The organism is Collinsella sp. TM05-37 (genome assembly GCF_003436455.1).
In the GTDB taxonomy this organism is placed as follows: Bacteria; Actinomycetota; Coriobacteriia; order Coriobacteriales; family Coriobacteriaceae; genus Collinsella.
Map to the genome: position 1 here is coordinate 381,493 of NZ_QSPN01000001.1, position 16,670 is coordinate 398,162.

General features: G+C 57.9%; 14 protein-coding genes and 1 tRNA gene. 4 read left to right on the forward strand and 11 right to left on the reverse strand.

Annotated elements, in window-relative coordinates; genetic code table 11:
• Positions 1–184: 184 nt before the first annotated feature.
• The gene (locus tag DXD48_RS01590; protein WP_117563719.1) at positions 185–1,726 is read left to right on the forward strand and encodes a carboxypeptidase M32; all 1,542 of its coding nucleotides are present in this window, start codon (positions 185–187) and stop codon (positions 1,724–1,726) included.
• A 205-nt stretch (positions 1,727–1,931) separates the two neighbouring features.
• Here DXD48_RS01590 and glmM read toward each other — a convergent pair whose 3' ends face one another.
• The 3 genes from glmM to DXD48_RS01605 form a co-directional block, all read right to left on the reverse strand.
• The gene (gene glmM, locus DXD48_RS01595; RefSeq protein WP_117563720.1) at positions 1,932–3,263 is read right to left on the reverse strand and encodes a phosphoglucosamine mutase; all 1,332 of its coding nucleotides are present in this window, start codon (positions 3,261–3,263) and stop codon (positions 1,932–1,934) included.
• Positions 3,264–3,346: 83 nt separating this feature from the next.
• A complete protein-coding gene (locus DXD48_RS01600; RefSeq protein WP_117563721.1) occupies positions 3,347–5,659 on the reverse strand; it encodes a DUF4012 domain-containing protein in 2,313 nt (770 codons plus the stop codon).
• A 149-nt stretch (positions 5,660–5,808) separates the two neighbouring features.
• Positions 5,809–6,831 carry a DMT family transporter gene (locus DXD48_RS01605; protein ID WP_172674587.1) on the reverse strand — a complete coding sequence of 341 codons (1,023 nt, stop codon included), beginning with the start codon at positions 6,829–6,831 and terminating at the stop codon, positions 5,809–5,811.
• Positions 6,832–7,120: 289 nt separating this feature from the next.
• On the opposite strand from DXD48_RS01605, the gene DXD48_RS01610 reads away from it, so the two are divergent.
• Together DXD48_RS01610 and DXD48_RS01615 are read left to right on the forward strand one after the other, a co-directional pair.
• Positions 7,121–7,195 (forward strand) — tRNA-Val (locus DXD48_RS01610).
• Positions 7,196–7,530: 335 nt separating this feature from the next.
• A complete protein-coding gene (locus DXD48_RS01615; protein WP_117563722.1) occupies positions 7,531–8,217 on the forward strand; it encodes a DUF5710 domain-containing protein in 687 nt (228 codons plus the stop codon).
• 319 nt (positions 8,218–8,536) lie between these two features.
• Here the strand turns inward: DXD48_RS01615 and DXD48_RS01625 are convergent, their stop codons facing one another.
• Positions 8,537–9,106 carry a hypothetical protein gene (locus DXD48_RS01625; RefSeq protein ID WP_117563723.1) on the reverse strand — a complete coding sequence of 190 codons (570 nt, stop codon included), beginning with the start codon at positions 9,104–9,106 and terminating at the stop codon, positions 8,537–8,539.
• 11 nt (positions 9,107–9,117) lie between these two features.
• On the opposite strand from DXD48_RS01625, the gene DXD48_RS01630 reads away from it, so the two are divergent.
• Positions 9,118–9,609 (forward strand): hypothetical protein, encoded by a 492-nt coding sequence (locus tag DXD48_RS01630; protein ID WP_089572732.1) that lies wholly within the window; start codon positions 9,118–9,120, stop codon positions 9,607–9,609.
• 100 nt (positions 9,610–9,709) lie between these two features.
• Here the strand turns inward: DXD48_RS01630 and DXD48_RS01635 are convergent, their stop codons facing one another.
• The 7 genes from DXD48_RS01635 to DXD48_RS01665 form a co-directional block, all read right to left on the reverse strand.
• A complete protein-coding gene (locus DXD48_RS01635) occupies positions 9,710–11,176 on the reverse strand; it encodes an ATP-binding protein (RefSeq protein WP_117563724.1) in 1,467 nt (488 codons plus the stop codon).
• Positions 11,177–11,605: 429 nt separating this feature from the next.
• Positions 11,606–12,454, reverse strand: a complete 849-nt coding sequence (locus DXD48_RS01640) for a PTS system mannose/fructose/sorbose family transporter subunit IID (RefSeq protein WP_192924133.1) — start codon at positions 12,452–12,454, stop codon at positions 11,606–11,608.
• On the reverse strand, positions 12,454–13,227 hold the full coding sequence (locus tag DXD48_RS01645) for a PTS sugar transporter subunit IIC (RefSeq protein WP_117563725.1): 774 nt from the start codon (positions 13,225–13,227) through the stop codon (positions 12,454–12,456). Before DXD48_RS01645 ends, DXD48_RS01640 begins: the two co-directional genes overlap by 1 nt.
• An 81-nt stretch (positions 13,228–13,308) precedes the next feature.
• The gene (locus DXD48_RS01650; protein WP_117563726.1) at positions 13,309–14,343 is read right to left on the reverse strand and encodes an SIS domain-containing protein; all 1,035 of its coding nucleotides are present in this window, start codon (positions 14,341–14,343) and stop codon (positions 13,309–13,311) included.
• 194 nt (positions 14,344–14,537) lie between these two features.
• The gene (locus tag DXD48_RS01655) at positions 14,538–15,011 is read right to left on the reverse strand and encodes a PTS sugar transporter subunit IIB (protein ID WP_117563727.1); all 474 of its coding nucleotides are present in this window, start codon (positions 15,009–15,011) and stop codon (positions 14,538–14,540) included.
• A 71-nt stretch (positions 15,012–15,082) separates the two neighbouring features.
• Complete coding sequence (locus DXD48_RS01660) at positions 15,083–15,502, reverse strand: PTS sugar transporter subunit IIA (RefSeq protein ID WP_117563728.1); 420 nt, start codon at positions 15,500–15,502, stop codon at positions 15,083–15,085.
• Between the two features lie 135 nt (positions 15,503–15,637).
• Positions 15,638–16,342 (reverse strand): GntR family transcriptional regulator, encoded by a 705-nt coding sequence (locus DXD48_RS01665; protein WP_117563729.1) that lies wholly within the window; start codon positions 16,340–16,342, stop codon positions 15,638–15,640.
• Between the last annotated feature and the right edge of the window lie 328 nt (positions 16,343–16,670).

A 16,670-nucleotide genomic window follows, 5' to 3' on the forward strand; every position in this document is an offset into this window, starting at 1 on the left:
CCTCTCTTGCCGGCGACGCGGCGGGCAAAACCCTCTCCGTCAACGCATTGGGCTATAGGATAACACATTCTGCGTGTGCATCGCCGCGTTCCGTTTTGTTCGCACTGGGTACAAGGCAGGTAGCTGTGCAAACTGGCCGCACGCCCACCCGTGGCGCTCGACCTGCGAGATCAAGGATATAGGTATGGGAAAGAAACTCGATAAGAAGGCCAAGGCGGGCAAGAGCATCAAGAAGCTCCGCAAGCTCGAAGGCAAGCTGTGGACTCGCGAGTACCTGCTCAAGATTGCCGAGTTCGATGGAGCGACGATTGCTCCTGCCAACGGCGCAGCAGCGCGTGCCGACGCCATGGGCACGCTTGCCGGCGAGCATCACAAGCTGCTGACCAGCGAGAAGTCCGTTGAGCTCGTACGCTCGTTAGCGCGCGAGACCGTCGCCGGCGGCAAAATCGACGACCCTCAGCTGCTCGACGAGATCCGTGTGCTCGGCCGCGATCAACGTGAGGCCAGTGCCATCCCCACCGAAGAAGCCGAGGCCTGGACCAGGCTCACCTGCGAGGCGGACGCCGTGTGGCACAAGGCCAAGGCAGCCAACGACTGGGCGAGCTTTGAGACCTATGTGGATAGAATCGTCGCCCAACTTAAGCATCAGGCCGAGCTCATGGACCCCAAGCGCGATCCATACGACGTTTGGCTCGACCAGTACGAGCGCGGCCTTTCCGCCAAGAGCTTCGACGCGTTTTGCGACGAGGTCAAGGCCACGGTCGTGCCGCTCGTGCACGCCATCGGCGAGCGCGGCCAGCAGCCGGCTGCCGACTTTTTGCACGCCCACGTGCCCGAGGCTGCCCAGCGCGCCATGAGCTTCGACCTTATGAAGCTTGTCGGCCTGGACCTGGACGACACCGCGCTTGCCTTTACCGAGCATCCGTTTAGCGAGGGCTTTGCCGTGGGCGATGCGCGCATCGCGACGCACATCTACGAGGACGACTGCATCTCCAACGTCTACAGCATCATCCACGAGGCGGGGCACACCATGTACGAGCTGGGCGTCAATCCCGCCTATGCGCGCACGTGCCTGGAGGGCGGCACCTCCATGGGCATCCACGAGAGCCAGAGCCGCTTTTTCGAGAACACCGTGGGTCGCAGCCGCGCCTTTATGGGCCCGCTGCTCGAGGTGCTGCGTCGTCACGCGCCCGAGGTCTACGGCGACGTCGACGAAGACACGCTCTACCGCGCCGTGAACATCGCGCAGCCGTCGTTGATCCGCACCGAGGCCGACGAGCTCACCTATCCGCTGCATATTATGGTGCGCTACCAGATCGAGCGCATGCTGTTTGCCGGCGAGGCTACGGCCAAGGACATCCCCGCGCTTTGGAATCGCTTTATGGACGAGTACCTGGGCATTCCAGTTCCCGACGACACGCACGGCTGCCTGCAGGATACGCATTGGAGCGGCGGTTCGTTTGGCTACTTCCCCACCTATGCGCTGGGTAGCGCCTACGATGCCATGTTTGTGCCGGCCATGTGCCGCGACGGCGTCGACCTTACCGGTGCCTGCGCGAGCGGCGACTTGGCACCCGTCCGCGCGTGGCTGGGCGAGCACATTTGGCAGTGGGGCCGCGCCAAGGACGCGCCGGAACTCATCAAGGGTGCCTGCGGCATGGATTTTGACGCCCGCTACTACTGCAGCTACCTGCAGGACAAGTTCACCACGCTGTACGAGCTGTAAGGATTGACCAGCACGCCATCGCCAACGCCAACCATGTTGACGCCAATGTCTTGGCAACGTCAGCGAAAACGACCCTAAGCGAGCAAGGTGACGTGAAATGAAAGGGCGCTGACCTTCTGGTCGCGCCCTTGAAATTGAACGTCAGATTGCCGCTTAGGGGCGTTTGCAGCGTCGAGCAGTTACGCGGTTTGGTAAAGCCGCGTAACTACAGAGCCTCGAGTGCGTTGGCGATGCGCTTCATGGCGGCATCGGCGGATGCTTGGTCGGGCGCCTCGGCCAGCACGCGGATAACCGACTCGGTTCCGCTCTTGCGCACGAGCACGCGGCCCTCGCCTGCCAGCGCAGCCTCGGCCTCGGCGATGGCGTTCTGCACGCCCATGTTCTCGAGCGCGGCGTCCTTGTCCGCCACGCGCACGGCCACCCGCGCCTGCGGTAGCAGCTTGCACGGAGCCGTGAGCTGCGAGAGCGTCTCGCGCTCGGCGCGGATCACTTCCATCACGCGCAGCGAGGTCATAATGCCGTCGCCCGTGCGCTCGATATCGCCAAAGATCGTATGGCCCGTCTGCTCGCCGCCTAGGCTGTAACCGCCCTCGCGCATCTTGGCATACACGTGACGGTCGCCCACACCGCTGGTCACGGCACTTAGGCCGGCAAGCTCCAACGACTTGATCAGGCCAAAGTTGCTGGCAATCGTCGGAACCACGGTACCGCCCGAAAGGCGACCGTGCTTGTTCAGGTACACGCCGCACACGTACAGGATCTGGTCGCCATCGACCACGCGGCCGCGCTCGTCCACGGCCAGGCAGCGGTCGGCATCGCCGTCATAGGCAAAGCCCACGTCCAAGCCCTGCTCCACCACGTGGCGCTGCAGACGCTCCATATGCGTGGAGCCGCAGTCGACGTTGATGTTAAAACCATCAGGCGCGGCATTGATCACGCGCACGTCGGCGCCCAGCGCGTCGAACACCGGCTTGGCCACCGAGGACGCCGAGCCGTTGGCGCAGTCGATGCCGATCTTGACGCCCTGCAGCGAAAAGTTCGCGCTGGCGATGAGCGAGGCAATGTAGCGGTTGCGGCCCTGCATGTAGTCCACCGTGGCGCCGATGTGGTTGCCCGTGGCCAGCGGCACCTCGCTCTTGCCATCGACGTAGTCCTCGATGAGCTCCAGTACGTCCTCGTCCATCTTAAAACCGTCGCTATTGACGAGCTTAATGCCGTTATCGCAAAACGGGTTGTGGCTCGCACTGATCATGATGCCGCAATCGAAGCAGCCTTCCACGGTCTGATGTGCTACGCCCGGCGTGGGGATCACGTGCAGCATATAGGCGTCCGCACCGCTCGCGACCAGGCCACTCACCAGCGCCGCCTCGAACATATAACTCGAGCGACGCGTGTCCTTACCCACGATGACGCGCGCCTTGCGCTCGCGGTTGGCGCCGTAATACCAGCCCACAAAACGGCCAATCTTATAAGCGTGCTCTACCGTCAGCCCAACGTTAGCCTCACCGCGAAAGCCGTCGGTGCCAAAGTACTTCATGCGCTCTCCTTACAAAATAGGGGCGAACAGATTGCCTGTCCGCCCCAAAATGGTACTCGATTATCTGCGCTACCAGAAAAACCCTACGCCGACGCGCTGTCGCGAGCCGCCTGGCATGTAGGAGTCTGACGCAGCGTAAGCGGCTTGTCCCCCGCCTCGGCTGACGTGGTCAGCGTATATGTGATCGTCGTCGTCTCGCCAGCATGCAGGTCAACGGTGCCCGAATAGAAGGGGATTCCATGCCACGTAGCGGCGCCAAGACCAAACTGGGTGCCCTCGACGGTCAGATCAGTAATGTTGCCGCCCGTCGGGGCAAACAACGAGACATTCAGACGCTCGTCGTCGCGCGCGGCATCGGGCGCGCTCGCCGCGACGTAGTCGGGCAGCTTGCCGGCCTCCTCCTGCGTCATGATGTTCGTCAGGGTAACGGTGATGCGATACGAGCATGTGCCGTCACCGTTCTTGATGCCCTGGCCAATCTGCGTATCGGCATTCAGGTACCAGTCGAGCTTGGAGAAGCTCAGGTTGTTAAAGTAGACACCAGCAACGGGATCTTCACTCGGGTCATCCGGATCGGGCAGCGAGGCGTCGATGTTCATCTCCTTGATAGCGTTCTGCTCGTCATCGTTTTTCATCCACGCGATCAGGCGGCCCTCTTCGGCACCGCGCTCAACGGCGCTGACAAGCTTCGTAACATCGACATCGCCGATACCGCCAAGGATCTTGTCGAAGGCAGCGCTGGCGACGGATGCAAAGATGCCGTCCGACTCCTCGACCGGATAGTTCCAGTACACATCGTGCATGAGGACCTTTGCGGCGTTGGTGCCGTCGACAACCGTTCCGTCGGGCAGCGACACGTTACCGACCAGGCCCAGCAGATACTGCAGGAACACCGGGTCGATACCCACGACGCCGTCAACGTCCTGGCCATATTGAGATTTCCACAGGGCTGCGACACGCTGCGAGTTGCGGGGCCAATCAGGCGAATAGGTATTGCCCGAGTTGTACAGGTTACTGTGGTTGCCGAACAGCGCCTCATCCTCTTCGTCGACGCTCTCGACTGCCTCATCCTCGCTGAGTCCAATGCGGGGAACAAACTCGCCAATCGACATCTGGCCGTCGGTGACCGAAATCAGGCCCTGCGAACCGCCAAAGCCGCCGCAGGCACGAATCTCGACGTTGTTCATGGCGTACACAAGGTAGTTGCGCGTCTGGCCGTTGGCGCCGAGCATCTGCGGAAGGACGGGGGCGACCTTCTCCGCCGCGTCAACCGCGCCGTTGAGGGTGGCAAAGCCGTCCTTGGCCTTATCGACCAGCTCGGTTACCTGGGAAATATGAGTATCGCCAATGCCCTGGATCTTCTCGTTGGCGCTCTTGAACACCTTCGAGCTGCTGGAAAGCGAATCGGCGACCGCCTGCAGCGCGGACACGTTAATCATGCCGTCCTGAAACAGCTTGCCGGGCGTGGCCTGCGAAAGGTTATCGGCCATGGGAACCAGCGCATTGCTCGAGACATCGGACAGGGCGTCGATCATGGTGCGGGCCGCATTGATGTCGCTGCCATACACCGGGATAAACGAAGCCGCCGTCCACAGCGGGCTCGAGGTCTCCGCCTTCATGCTGTCGCAAAGCTCATCAATCTTCTTCGCGTCGTCAGGCAGCGTCGAAAAATCGCCCGACGTGACCTTGTCCTTAAGGCCACCGACAATCTCGACGGCCTCCTTCGCTTCACTCTTTACGGTCTTTGCCGAGTTAAGCAGCATAAAGCCGCTTGCGCCAAGCGCAACGAGAAGCACCGCGACTACAGCGGCAATAATGGCGCCGGTGTGACGCTTTTTGCGTTCGCCCTTGCGATGGCGATGACGGACCAGACCGTCAGAGGTCGAACTCGACGAAGCGTCGCTACCGTAGTTCAAGCCAAAATCGTAATAATCTTCCTTGGAACCCGAGCCCGCAAACTCGGCACCGCTATCATCCAGGCGGGCGAACGTGCCAGTCTCGGAGGCACCGGTGTAAATCGTGCCAAGGTTACCCGTAAGCCCCGCGCCACCGGCAGAGGGAGTATTGTTGGCGGCCTTGCCGGCATTAACGTTGCCGGCGGCATTTGCGGCGTTGGCAGCACCTGCGTTGTTCGCAGGTACCGAAGGAGCCCCGCTCGGCTGCGACGCGGAGGTTGCACCGCCCGCAAAGACATTCCCTCTTGCACGGCCGGTCTTTTTCGCCTTTTGAGACTGCTCGTACAGAGCGGTAAACATCGCCGTCTCGCCCGGGGACACGCGCTTACCGGAACCGCCCTGTCCAGCGCCGCCCGGCGTGCCGGCCTTACCAGCCCCGTTCGGACGCGGCGGAACTGCAGGACGGCCGTTATCGCTGCCCTTAAAGTGATTACCAGCCATAAAGAAATCCTCGCAATTGAGTCGCAATGAAAAAATCCATAACGTTACTAGTTTATGGCATTTTGAGCATCGACAGCTAAACTCCAGACACGGACGTCAATTGGCGAAAATGCGGCACAACACCTTTTCTGTCTTGGCGGCGGCGCCAGCTACACCGTGAGGAACATCATCACGATGATCATGGCAAAGCCGATAAGGTCGGTCGGCAAAAACACCGTGCCCAGCATAACGGCGCTGGTGATGGTCGCCGAAACCGGCTCCACAGTTCCGATGAGGCTCGCACGCACCGAGCCGATGTCCTTAACGCCCTGCATATAGAGCATGTAAGCAAAAAACGAGCCGATAACCACGAATACCGCGAGCGCCTCGACGCCGGCAGCGTCGAGTGCCGGCATATGCGCCCAAGGCTGCACGAAGACGCACGAGACCACGCCCGCCGTGAGCATTGCCGAGCCCGTGACGATGGGGCTGCCGTATTCGGGCAGGATCTTGGCGGGAATCACCGCCATACACGTGGCGCTGACCGCACACATAAGGCCTGCGACCAGGCCAAGCGGCGATATGCTCAGACTGGTAGGGTCGCCGCCGGTAGCGATTAAAAAGGTGCCGCCCAGGGCCAACCCAATGCCAACGGCCTCACGCACGCGAGGCATGCGATGGTCGATCACGCAGGTGTAGCCCATAATGATGACCAGTTGCAGGCATTGGAGCACCGTCGCGGTTCCGGCATTGGTCAGGCGCACGGCCGAAAGATAACAAAACTGGTTGAACAGCAGACCAAAGGCGGTAAAGAGCAGCAGCTGCTTGCGATCGGCGGGTGTGGTCCAGAGCTTAATCAGGCGCTCGCGGTCGCGCGTAACAACCACGGCCATAAAGAGTAGACCGGCGAGAATCTGACGCACGCTCATAAGCCACAAGGTGTCGACGTGGTAGGTATCGAACAGAAAGCTCGCGCTGGTGCCCGAGAAGCCCCAAAACGAACCGCCCACCAGCGTAGCCAAGACGCCCGTGATCATCTTGCGCGTCGAAGCGCTGTTCAGGCGCTCGCGCCAAGCGCGGCGGGTGCTACGGCTGAGCTCATCGGTGCCCTCGGGCACATCAATGTTCGATATATCGGTCATCGGCACCGAAGCCCCTGCGCCTTCGACCTGCTCGACACGCTCTTTGCTCATTCCATTCCCTCGAAGCAGCCTGGAAACAATTCGGCTTACCTTACCACGGCGAAGGCACCAGCTGGAGGCTTGTCCGCTTATCGGTAGGACAATTCCGCAGACGTCTTTCCATAGCTCGATACCGCAATGGCCTTGCATTATGCGACAGTCAAATCGCGGCAGCAGGCTCTTTTGAAATGGATATGACAAAGCCCCCGAATTCCACAATGTAAGCGATTTTTAAAAATGTTCTTGCCACCGAGTTCAGGCTCCGTTATATTATCCCTTGCGCGCTTGCGCACCCTTGATCGGGCGTTTAGCTCAGGGGGAGAGCGCTTCCCTGACACGGAAGAGGTCAGAAGTTCAAATCTTCTAACGCCCACCAAATGTTCGCAGCTCAGAGGCTATGTACTCTGGGCTGTTTTGTTTTTTGTCGCTAAATCCGCTGGCAGTTCCAACCGTCATCGCAACGTAACAACAATTCACCTGACGAATGGCAGCCAAATATATTCAATACCCCAACATCAACAATAGCCAGGCACAAAACTGCGCCGCAAGCTGCTCCAACCGCCCAACTGGTCAAAAGCCGACCATCTACTTGCCAATTTATCTAACGGCGTAACCAAGCAGTCCGCGCCGCAACTTCTCAACAAAACGCCGCGATGTCTGCGCCCTGCGGTATCCTTGAGCCACTCGCACCTGCAGCACCAAGGAGCCGCCATGCGCACCGAGCTCGATGTCCCCTTTTCGCACAAAGAAGAAGCCAAAGCGCTGGGCGCCAAATGGGACCGGACCAAGAAGATCTGGTATGTACCCAGCGGCGTCAACCCCGAGCCCTTTGCCGAGTGGCTGCCCGGTGTTGACCGATCCGACCCCTCAGCGCCGTATATATATCTAGTACTGGGCAAGCGCGAGTGCTGGAAGTGTCACAAAGAGACCTCGGTCGCGGCCTTCGGCATTCCCTATCGAACCGATAACGACGAGAGCATCGCCATCGCGCACGCGCCCAACGAAGCCGGGCACATTGCCATCGACACGGCCAACGCCAACGCACTCGCCATCGTGCCCGCTCTTGGCTGCGTGCCGGGCGAGATCCGCGACTACCTTCATAAGCGCTGCGGCTACAAGCCCGTAGGCGCGCGAGCCTCCAAAGCCCCGTCGCTCGGCAACACGTGCACCATTTGCGACGCGCTGCAAGGCAGCCGCTATCTGTTCGAGGAGCCCTCGTCCCCGTTTGCCCTCACTGCCATCAACAAGCTGCCGGCACTGGAGTTTGTACGCGTCGAAGTTGCCGGCGTCTTTGGCGTCCCGGCCACGCGCACCGACTTTGACCAGGCGCTCTTTACCTGGGCACGCGACCATCACGCCAAGTTCCACAAGCAGCTCGGTGAGGGGATTTATTTATAGGGACAGAGATGCCTTCACAGCCAGCTCCTCCGCATCACCTATCCCTCGTCGCCGGCGTCGTACACGATATCGAGGCCACAAACAGGGCATTTCTCCTGATACACCGGCATATGAACGCCTGTCCGTTTTCTCACTTCGTCGCTAAGTCTGTCGCACGCATCGATGAACCGAATGTCGAGGCACGGTATTTGCGAGCCGCAGCAAGGACAGGCGACGACAAACGACCCGCAATCAACTTCTACGCTCGGAAACATTTTGTTGTCTATAAGGGCGCACGGCAGTTTTCCGTACTTCCCCATCGCAATATCGCCTCGCCAGCTCACGTTCGCTCCCCTCTCGCTATACAAATCAGGAAGAGCATGCACCGGCAGGCGTGTGCGAGATTGCATCGCCACGCGATCCGATCAAACAGCACGATCGTAAAAGACCGCCAAAGCCAAATTTCATCGTCGGTCGCACCCTGTCCGGCAAACTCAATATCGACGGGTATGTGCTTCAGATAACTCATGTCGGGCGCAAAACGAGGGTCCGGTCCGCCTTTATGAACAGGACCGTGCAGAACAAACCATCCGTTTTCGGGCTCGAACCGCTCAACAAACGCAAGGCCGAGCACCTTATAGCCCACCTCGGTTGCAAATATGACTCCGACTGGGACGTCACATTCCATGCAGTTGAGCATTTTACGGTTGTAATTCTGGTCTCGAAAACCAACGGTACCCGGCGCTTGAACCGAGTACTTAATGACCCACGTACCATCGTCCAAATAGAGCGGAGGCACATTGTTGATGCTCTCGGTTTGCCGCTGGCGCGCTTGTACCCCGCTACCCCACTCCCCTGTATACTGATGTAGCAAGTGTTTCATCCGGGCTTGTTGGGCCGGATTGTTCATGGGAGGGTCTTATGGCTGCTTCGAATCCGCCTAAGGGGAGCGTTTCTTCTTCGTCCATCAAGCCGGTTACGCGCAAGGCCGTGCGTTGCCAGCGCGAGGTCGCCTGGCTTGTCACGCAGGCGGCGGGCAGGCTTGTGGCGACCACTCAGGACGTCAATGCGCCTACGCCGAGCTTTGTGTTAGCGGCGGCGCTGGATTTTGTGCGCCAATTGGAGCTTGCCGCGCAGGATGCCAGCGGCCACCTCGACTACCAGAATGTTATGGCGCCCGACCTGCAAACGTTCTGTCACATGGCCAAGTTGCCCGCCGCGCCCAATGCGCTTTCGGACGCAGGCTACATGTTTACGCTTTCGGGCGCGGACCTTATCCGCGATATCTACGCATACTGCAGCGAGCTCGCCGAGCGCAGCGTCTTTGGCACGGCTGAAGTCAAACCGGGAAATGTCATCAAGCTGGTTCTCAGGCTGTTCCTGATGGACGGGTTCGGGGCCATGCCGGCGTAAGCCGAGTCTTTAGCATCACCGTCGACTGGGCAACAACCGCTTTACCTTAGTGGGCGCCAATCGAGGGTCGATTATTGGGTCGCCTCGTCCACTAACGCATTTATTCCACGCGCTCTGACAGTCTATATTTGCGGTTGCGGCTTGTCGACGGCGCCGTCGGCTCAAGCTCACCCTGCTCAATGAGCGCATTGACGCGTGCCCTAACCTGGGAAACCGTGAGTCCCGTGCGCTCCGCCAGTTCGCGCGTCCCCAATTCGCCGTAGCGCTTGAGTGCCGTCATAATCAAGTCCCCGCCATGATCGACCGGCTCGATCTTTGGACGGTAAAGTACGACCTTGAACCGATCGAACCCCGGGCAGAACAGGGGCTCGGCCAGACCATGCGCGCGCATGGCATCGATCATCATCGGGATGCCCGAGCCATTGCCCTCAGCCGGCGAACCTGCGCCATCCGGCAGCGGGACAATCGACATGAGTTTCACGAGCGTCGCGTTACGGCATCGGGAGCTGCCGTCAAACAAGTTCTCGCGAGTCTTTCCCCCGTAAAGGCCGCCAGGATTCGTCACCTCGACACGATCGTCAAAGACGTCGACGGCAATCGATTGTCCACAGAACCGATCCCCGTATTCTCGATGGATTACGGCGTTGGCGATTGCCTCGCGCAGAACCTCCTCGGGAATCTCCAGCGAGTCGACACGCGAGACGCCTTGGACGGTCGAGGTTCGCCGCAAATTCTTGGCGACGGCCGCGACAGCATCCGAGATCATCTCGCCCAACGTTCCCTCACAGATTGTGCGGTCCATAAACCTTAGTGGCCCCGCAGCTCCCTTTTGAGTTCCCACGTGGACAGCCACATCAATGAAGAGCTTGGGATAGAACTGCTGAGGGTAAACGCCCGCGGCAAGGAGGCCGGCCTTGGTAACATTGCCCTGGAAGTCGAGGAAATTCAGACGCTCCATCTTTGTCTTCTTGTCCGCCGCACCGCGCATCGCTCGAGGCGTCAGCGAATAGGCACGCTCTATCGTGCGGTCGACCATCGACTCGTCGAGATCGCCCACACTCGTACCGGGCACCGCATCGCGATCGCTAGGACTCGTCCGTTCATATGACGACAGTGCCAAAACCTCGGTCGACGAAAGCGGGACATCTTTGTCATCGATGCGTTTGTAGCTGCCACCTTGAGCGCCCCGCTCTATGACATAGCAAGGCTTGCTCGACGGGTCGAGCTCCTCAATCGTGATGACCAGAACCACGGTGCCCTGGAGCTCCACGCGCTCAATGGTGTATTTGGGCGGATTGGCCAGCTTTCCGCGACCGCCGGCATCGCCCATGCCCGCCACGAATTGGTTGAGCACTTTCTCGGTCTCAAAGTTTGTAACTGGGACAAAACCCGCGTGCTCGCTCACTCCGAGTACGATGATGCCGCCGGCGGTGTTTGCGAAAGCGCTGACCGTTTCCCATACGTCGCGGGAAAGTGTCGTGGCGCTCTCCTTGACCTCGACGTTAAGATCGTCCGAGCCCATGCGCCTTAAAGACTCGAGCAAACCGGCCAGCTCGTTTTCGTTCATCTGCACGTCCCTTCGCTTGGTCCTGCGGAGAATGCCGCAGACGGATTTCCCTCGTCTCTCAGTTATCTCTCGTAATTATCTCTCGTCTTTCTGTTATCTCTCGTATTAGATATGAGTGAAAGATGAGAGATAAGATATCTCTACCTGCTTCATTAAATCATGTTTTTGCTGGTGGAACAATCGATATTGAGACAATACCATGGTTGCTTGTCTCTTTGCTGCTGAGCTATCTCTCGTAATTATCTCTCGTCTTTAATCTATCTCTCGTGTTAGTGACGAATGAGAGACGAGAGATGCGTGAGTGATGCATGAGCGTGGATTATTGGACGGTCGGAAAATCCCTCAAACAAAAAACGGGGTCGGCCTTACGCCGAGCCCCGTTTTCAAACGGTCAGTTAGTTATCCAACGCGCGAGCATAGCAGTCAACATTACGCCGCCGCGAACACTCCCAAGCCCGTTCCGATGATGCAGATTGCGAAGATGCCCAAGATGATCCAAATGGTCTTGACGCCCTTTTTATAGAGGGCAACGCAAGCGAACGTTGCCAGCAAGGGCAGCAGACCGGGGAAGATCGAATCGAACAGATCCTGCAGGACAATCTCCGAACCACCCACGTCAAAGGTCAAAGCCGTGGACAGCGAGACCTGTGCCGCAATCATGGCGCCGATAACGGTCATTCCGAGGACACCGGCAGCATGCGTCATGCGAGACATAAGGTTGCTCTCTTCGGACTGCTGCAAAAACTTGGTTCCCAAGTCGTAACCCAGATGGGCGGCGACGATACGCGTTGCAAAGTTAATCACGGAGTAGATGAGCGCGTACACGATGGGGCCGAGCGGGTTGCCCGTCGAAGCGATGCCAATACCAATGCCGGCGGCAACCACGCGGAACGTACCCCAGTAGAACGAATCGCCGATGCCGGAAAGCGGTCCCATGAGGCCGACCTTCATGGCGTTAATCGAGGACGTGTCGAAGTTCTTATCGGCAGCCGCCTGCTCTTCCATCGAAACCGTTAGGCCGGCTACAAACGGAAGCACATGAGGCGTGATGTTAAAGAACTCGGTATGGCGATCGAGCGCCGCATAGTAATCGTCGTCGTTGGGATAGATCTTTCGCAGGGGCTTCTGAATGGTGTACATGAAGCCCATTGCCATCATCTTGTCGTACGACTGCGAGCACTGGCTCGTAAACTGGCGAAGGAACATGCTCCGATACATATCGGGAGTCATAATCGCGTCCTTCTTGGCCTCTTTGAGGTCGGTGTTCTGGATAGCCATTAGAAGTCCTCCTCTTCATCTGCAGCAACCGTCTGCGGACCGGACGAGCCCTCGCGGAAGGCCAGGAGCAGCGCGACGCAAATGGCAGCTGCGGCGACGCCGACCACGTCCATCTTGAGATAGATGACCATAATGAAGCCCAGGAACAGCCAGGGAAGGAGCTTGTTATCGCCCATGGTCCTGATAAGAAGTGCGAAGCCGATGCAGACCATGACGCCGGATGCAACGTTGAGGCCGTCCATCACAAACTGCGGAATCGCGTTGAGCGCATTGTTGATGAGGTCGGCACCAAAGAACAGTGAGCCAAACACCAGCAGTGCAGACGGAATGCCAATCGACAGCGGCACGATAGTCAGATGGTACAGATTCGCCTTGGCAAGATCGCGATTTGCCAGAGCGGTCTCAATCTTCTTGCAGGCAAAGGCACCCGGAACGGCGTAGCAGAAGTTGCGCCACACCTGAAGGAAGACGGAGACGGGAAGGGCGAGCGCGACGGCAGTTGCCGTGCCCGTACCCGTAATGACGGCAAACGCGCAGCCAAGCACGCCGGAGGCATAGACCTCGGGAGGAACCGCCGCGCCGACCATGATGGCGCCCATGAACATGGACTCCAAAGCAGCGCCGACGATAACGCCCTGCTGGACATCGCCAAGGATCAAGCCGACAAACAGGCTCGTAAACAGCGGACGACCAAGCATCGTAATGCCAAATAATTGCTCGTCCATGGACGCAATAAATGCGACCAGTGCAACTAGAAGATACTGGACAACCATTTCGATCAACCCCAGAAATAGGTCTGCAGGCGAGGCATTCTGCGCAGCTCGCCTGCAGACAACCGCAGCAATTTGAGAGGATTAGTAGTTCATCTGGTGATAGTAACGACGCGTGGTGAGCGGGTGGTTACGGACGTGCTCGAGATGGCAGCTCAGACGCTCGGTGATGGTGTAGGTGACCATCGGGGAGACGATCTTGCGGAACTCGGGGTCGCTGAACGGCAGCTCGACCTCGGCGGTGTCAAACTTGTTCACGCGGACGTTGACGCCCTTCTCGTCGGCGAGCATGTGAGTGAAGTTGTCCACGCGGTCCATAAGCTTACGGGTGTCGTCCTCGCCGTAGAGCATGATGAGGCTCGTGCCCTCCTCGCACAGCTCGATGGTGCCGTGGAAGAACTCGGCGGCGTGGATGGACTTGGTCTTGATCCACTGCATCTCCTCGAGGATGCACATGGCGTAGTCGTAGGCCTCGCCCCAGAGCATGCCGGAGCCGATCACCATGTGGTAGTCGGTGTCCTTGAAGTCCTCGGCCATGGCGGCGCAGCGCTCGTCCTGGGCGTCCTTGGCCTTGATGAGGAACGGAGCGATGTTGCCGAACTCCTCCATGAAGGTGTCGTACTTGGGGAAGGCGCCGGCGTTCTTGAGGAAGCGGGCGACCAGCGTGATCTGGTAGGTGTAGATGGCCTCGCACAGAACGTCGTCCTCGGCGAAGCTGAAGAACTTGTAATCGGCGTACTCGGTGGCCGGGGTGTTGTCGTTGGAGACATACATCAGCGTGCGGGCGCCCTGCTCCTGGCAGAACTTGGCAGCCTCAATGATCTCGGGGGTGGTGCCGGTACGGGTGGAGAAGACGCAGACCGAATCCTTGTTGAAGGTCTTGGGCGGGCACGCGAGGAACTCGGCGGCGATCTCGCAGTGGACGTCGACGTCGGCCGTGGTGGTCTCGACCCAATACTTCATCGGGAGCGTGTGGGCCCAGGTGCCGCCGCAGCCAATGAAGAAGATGTTGGAATAACCCTGCTCGCAGACCTCGTCCACGGCAGCCTCAATCTGAGGACGGAGAGCGAGGGCATCGCTCACAACCTTCTCGTAACGAGGCTCATCGAAATTGAACATCCCTTACTCCTAACTCACTTGGATGAACCCTTCATTCATCCCATGACGTTATAATACTTTATATAACTAACTATGCAAGAACTATTTCAAATTTTTTTGATTTTTCTTCAATAAAAAGCCCGTCGATCAAATGATCGACGGGCTTAGACATAGAGTATCGGTTCAATAAATACCGAGCACCAGCATGTTTTCGGCTAAAAAACGTCCTTGGCAAACACCTTAGCGTCATTGGGAACCTGACGGATTTCGATGGCCACGGCAACCGCCAGGGGTTCTTGGATATGCTCGGCATCTTTCTCGGTCGCGAAGATTGCAGGGGTCGGATGAAGCGTGGTCTCGGGGGTCTTTCGGGTTCCACCCAGATTGATCTCTTTGATGTCTTTGCAACCCTTAGCGAGACGATAGACATCTTCAATCGTCTCAGCGATGATAAACAGCGAATACTTGTCGGTAACGCCGCTGTTGAGCGCCTCGATAGCAGCGTCAACATCCTTGATGACGAGTTTAACGCCGCTGGGGCGGGCGAGCCTCAAGGCCGCCTTCCTCATGTCGTCTTTTGCCACAGCATCGCTGGCGAGCAGAATGCAATCTACATCCAAAGCGTGAGTCCAGGACATGGCAACTTGGCCGTGAATCAGTCGGTAATCAACTCTCGTAAGCTTAATCATCGTTATCATCTCCGCACGTGATAAAGGGAATGACAGGTGCGACCCCTAGCTAGGGCTCGAACCAGAACTAACTAGAAATCTTCTTCCTCGGCGCCGGCAAGCATGTCCGCCGCCTCGCAAAGCTGAATAAACGAACGCGATCCCTCGACCGCGGCTTTGGCCTTGTCCGCATCCAGAGAGTCCAGCTGTGTAACCATTTCCACCAGCAGCGGCAAGTTCATTCCGGCGATCAACGTAAACGATCCGGCAGTCTGCCTCTGAATGAATTCGTTGTTTACAGAGCCGCCAAAGATGTCAGTCACGACAAACCAAGAGTCGGCAGGGTCCCTCGTCTCCATCCATGCATCAATCAACGCCGCGACGTCCCTTGAATCGTCATCGACATAGGCGCACAGGCACTCGATTCGGTCGTTGGTGCCCATCAGAATCTCCAGAGAGCTTTTCATGCCTTGGGCGAGATAACCATGACTCGCTAGCAATATCTTATTCATAGTTCTCCAATACCAATAGGACGTACTATATTGTCATAACAAAGTATATTAGCAATCTACCCTACGTGGTGTGTCTATTTTCCAAATCCGCGAACGGTAACAATTGGTCGGTAAATCGACCAATCTATCTCTAATTTACAAATAGAACTTCAGTCGCTCGGTGCAGTACACCTGACGGGAGATGAAAAGCGGCTCGCCACTTGGGGCATAACGTCTATCGACAAACAGAAGCAGCGAAGAGTCCAGCTCCACGTTAAGGTATGCCGCCTCGAGCTCGCTCGCATAGCAGACCTCGAGCGTACGCGTGTTGGGACCCATCTTGATCCCCTGGCGATCGAGTACCGCCATCAGCGAATCATCGAGGGACTCATGCTCCAAAAAAGAAAGCGCAGCGGAATAGCTATTGGTTTCCAGCATCGTGGGCTTGCCATCCACAAGGCGCAGACGACGGCTACGCAATACCTTTTGGGTATCGTCTACGCCCAGGAACTTCGCGTCTCGCAGACTTGGGAAGTCCCAGCCCATTTCGAGAACCCTGGTAGACGCCTGTTTGCCCGCAAGCTGGCACGAATGGGTAAAGCTCTCACGGTCGTCCGCGGCATACATCTGCGTGTCCGACGAAACGAACGTGCCCTTGCCGCGGGCCCTCTCAACAAGCCCAGCATCTTCCATTTCTTTAATTGCGGAGCGAACCGTTATTCGGCTCACGCCAAATTGCTCGATCAGCTCCGCCTCGGTCGGAAGCTTATCTCCCGGGCGGTACGTGCCGTTGGCGATTGAATCAGAAAGCGCACGAACAATCTGTTTGTACAGGGGGATAACGCTATTTGCCTCAACCATATCAACCATACCTTTACAAGGAATCAGCAGCTTATAGATAAATGACTTATATTGTATTAGAACTTTTTAGCACTCCACGCCATTTCCTATAATGTTTCAGCAAACGAGGGGTTATTTTGCGTAAGCGGTGTAGAGTCCATCCATTTCCGCATACAGCTTCAATCTGATGGCGGTATATGCATCCGATAAGCCGATTGATTTTTATCTTCTGTCTGTCTCTCAGTCATCCCTCGTCGTAGAAATGAATGTGAGGTGAGAGACACGTAGTTGACGCACGAGCGTGGATATTTGGACGGTTTTTGAACTTTTGACGGCCGATTTCGTCCGA

Coding starts and splice junctions, on each gene's coding strand:
- DXD48_RS01645 (WP_117563725.1), bottom strand. CDS start 13,227: ATGGTTGTCCAGTATCTTCTAGTTGCACTGGTCGCATTTATTGCGTCC.
- DXD48_RS01625 (WP_117563723.1), bottom strand. CDS start 9,106: ATGAACAATCCGGCCCAACAAGCCCGGATGAAACACTTGCTACATCAG.
- DXD48_RS01605 (WP_172674587.1), bottom strand. CDS start 6,831: ATGAGCAAAGAGCGTGTCGAGCAGGTCGAAGGCGCAGGGGCTTCGGTG.
- glmM (WP_117563720.1), bottom strand. CDS start 3,263: ATGAAGTACTTTGGCACCGACGGCTTTCGCGGTGAGGCTAACGTTGGG.
- DXD48_RS01640 (WP_192924133.1), bottom strand. CDS start 12,454: ATGGCTATCCAGAACACCGACCTCAAAGAGGCCAAGAAGGACGCGATT.
- DXD48_RS01635 (WP_117563724.1), bottom strand. CDS start 11,176: ATGAACGAAAACGAGCTGGCCGGTTTGCTCGAGTCTTTAAGGCGCATG.
- DXD48_RS01665 (WP_117563729.1), bottom strand. CDS start 16,342: ATGGTTGAGGCAAATAGCGTTATCCCCCTGTACAAACAGATTGTTCGT.
- DXD48_RS01660 (WP_117563728.1), bottom strand. CDS start 15,502: ATGAATAAGATATTGCTAGCGAGTCATGGTTATCTCGCCCAAGGCATG.
- DXD48_RS01650 (WP_117563726.1), bottom strand. CDS start 14,343: ATGTTCAATTTCGATGAGCCTCGTTACGAGAAGGTTGTGAGCGATGCC.
- DXD48_RS01630 (WP_089572732.1), top strand. CDS start 9,118: ATGGCTGCTTCGAATCCGCCTAAGGGGAGCGTTTCTTCTTCGTCCATC.
- DXD48_RS01590 (WP_117563719.1), top strand. CDS start 185: ATGGGAAAGAAACTCGATAAGAAGGCCAAGGCGGGCAAGAGCATCAAG.
- DXD48_RS01655 (WP_117563727.1), bottom strand. CDS start 15,011: ATGATTAAGCTTACGAGAGTTGATTACCGACTGATTCACGGCCAAGTT.
- DXD48_RS01600 (WP_117563721.1), bottom strand. CDS start 5,659: ATGGCTGGTAATCACTTTAAGGGCAGCGATAACGGCCGTCCTGCAGTT.
- DXD48_RS01615 (WP_117563722.1), top strand. CDS start 7,531: ATGCGCACCGAGCTCGATGTCCCCTTTTCGCACAAAGAAGAAGCCAAA.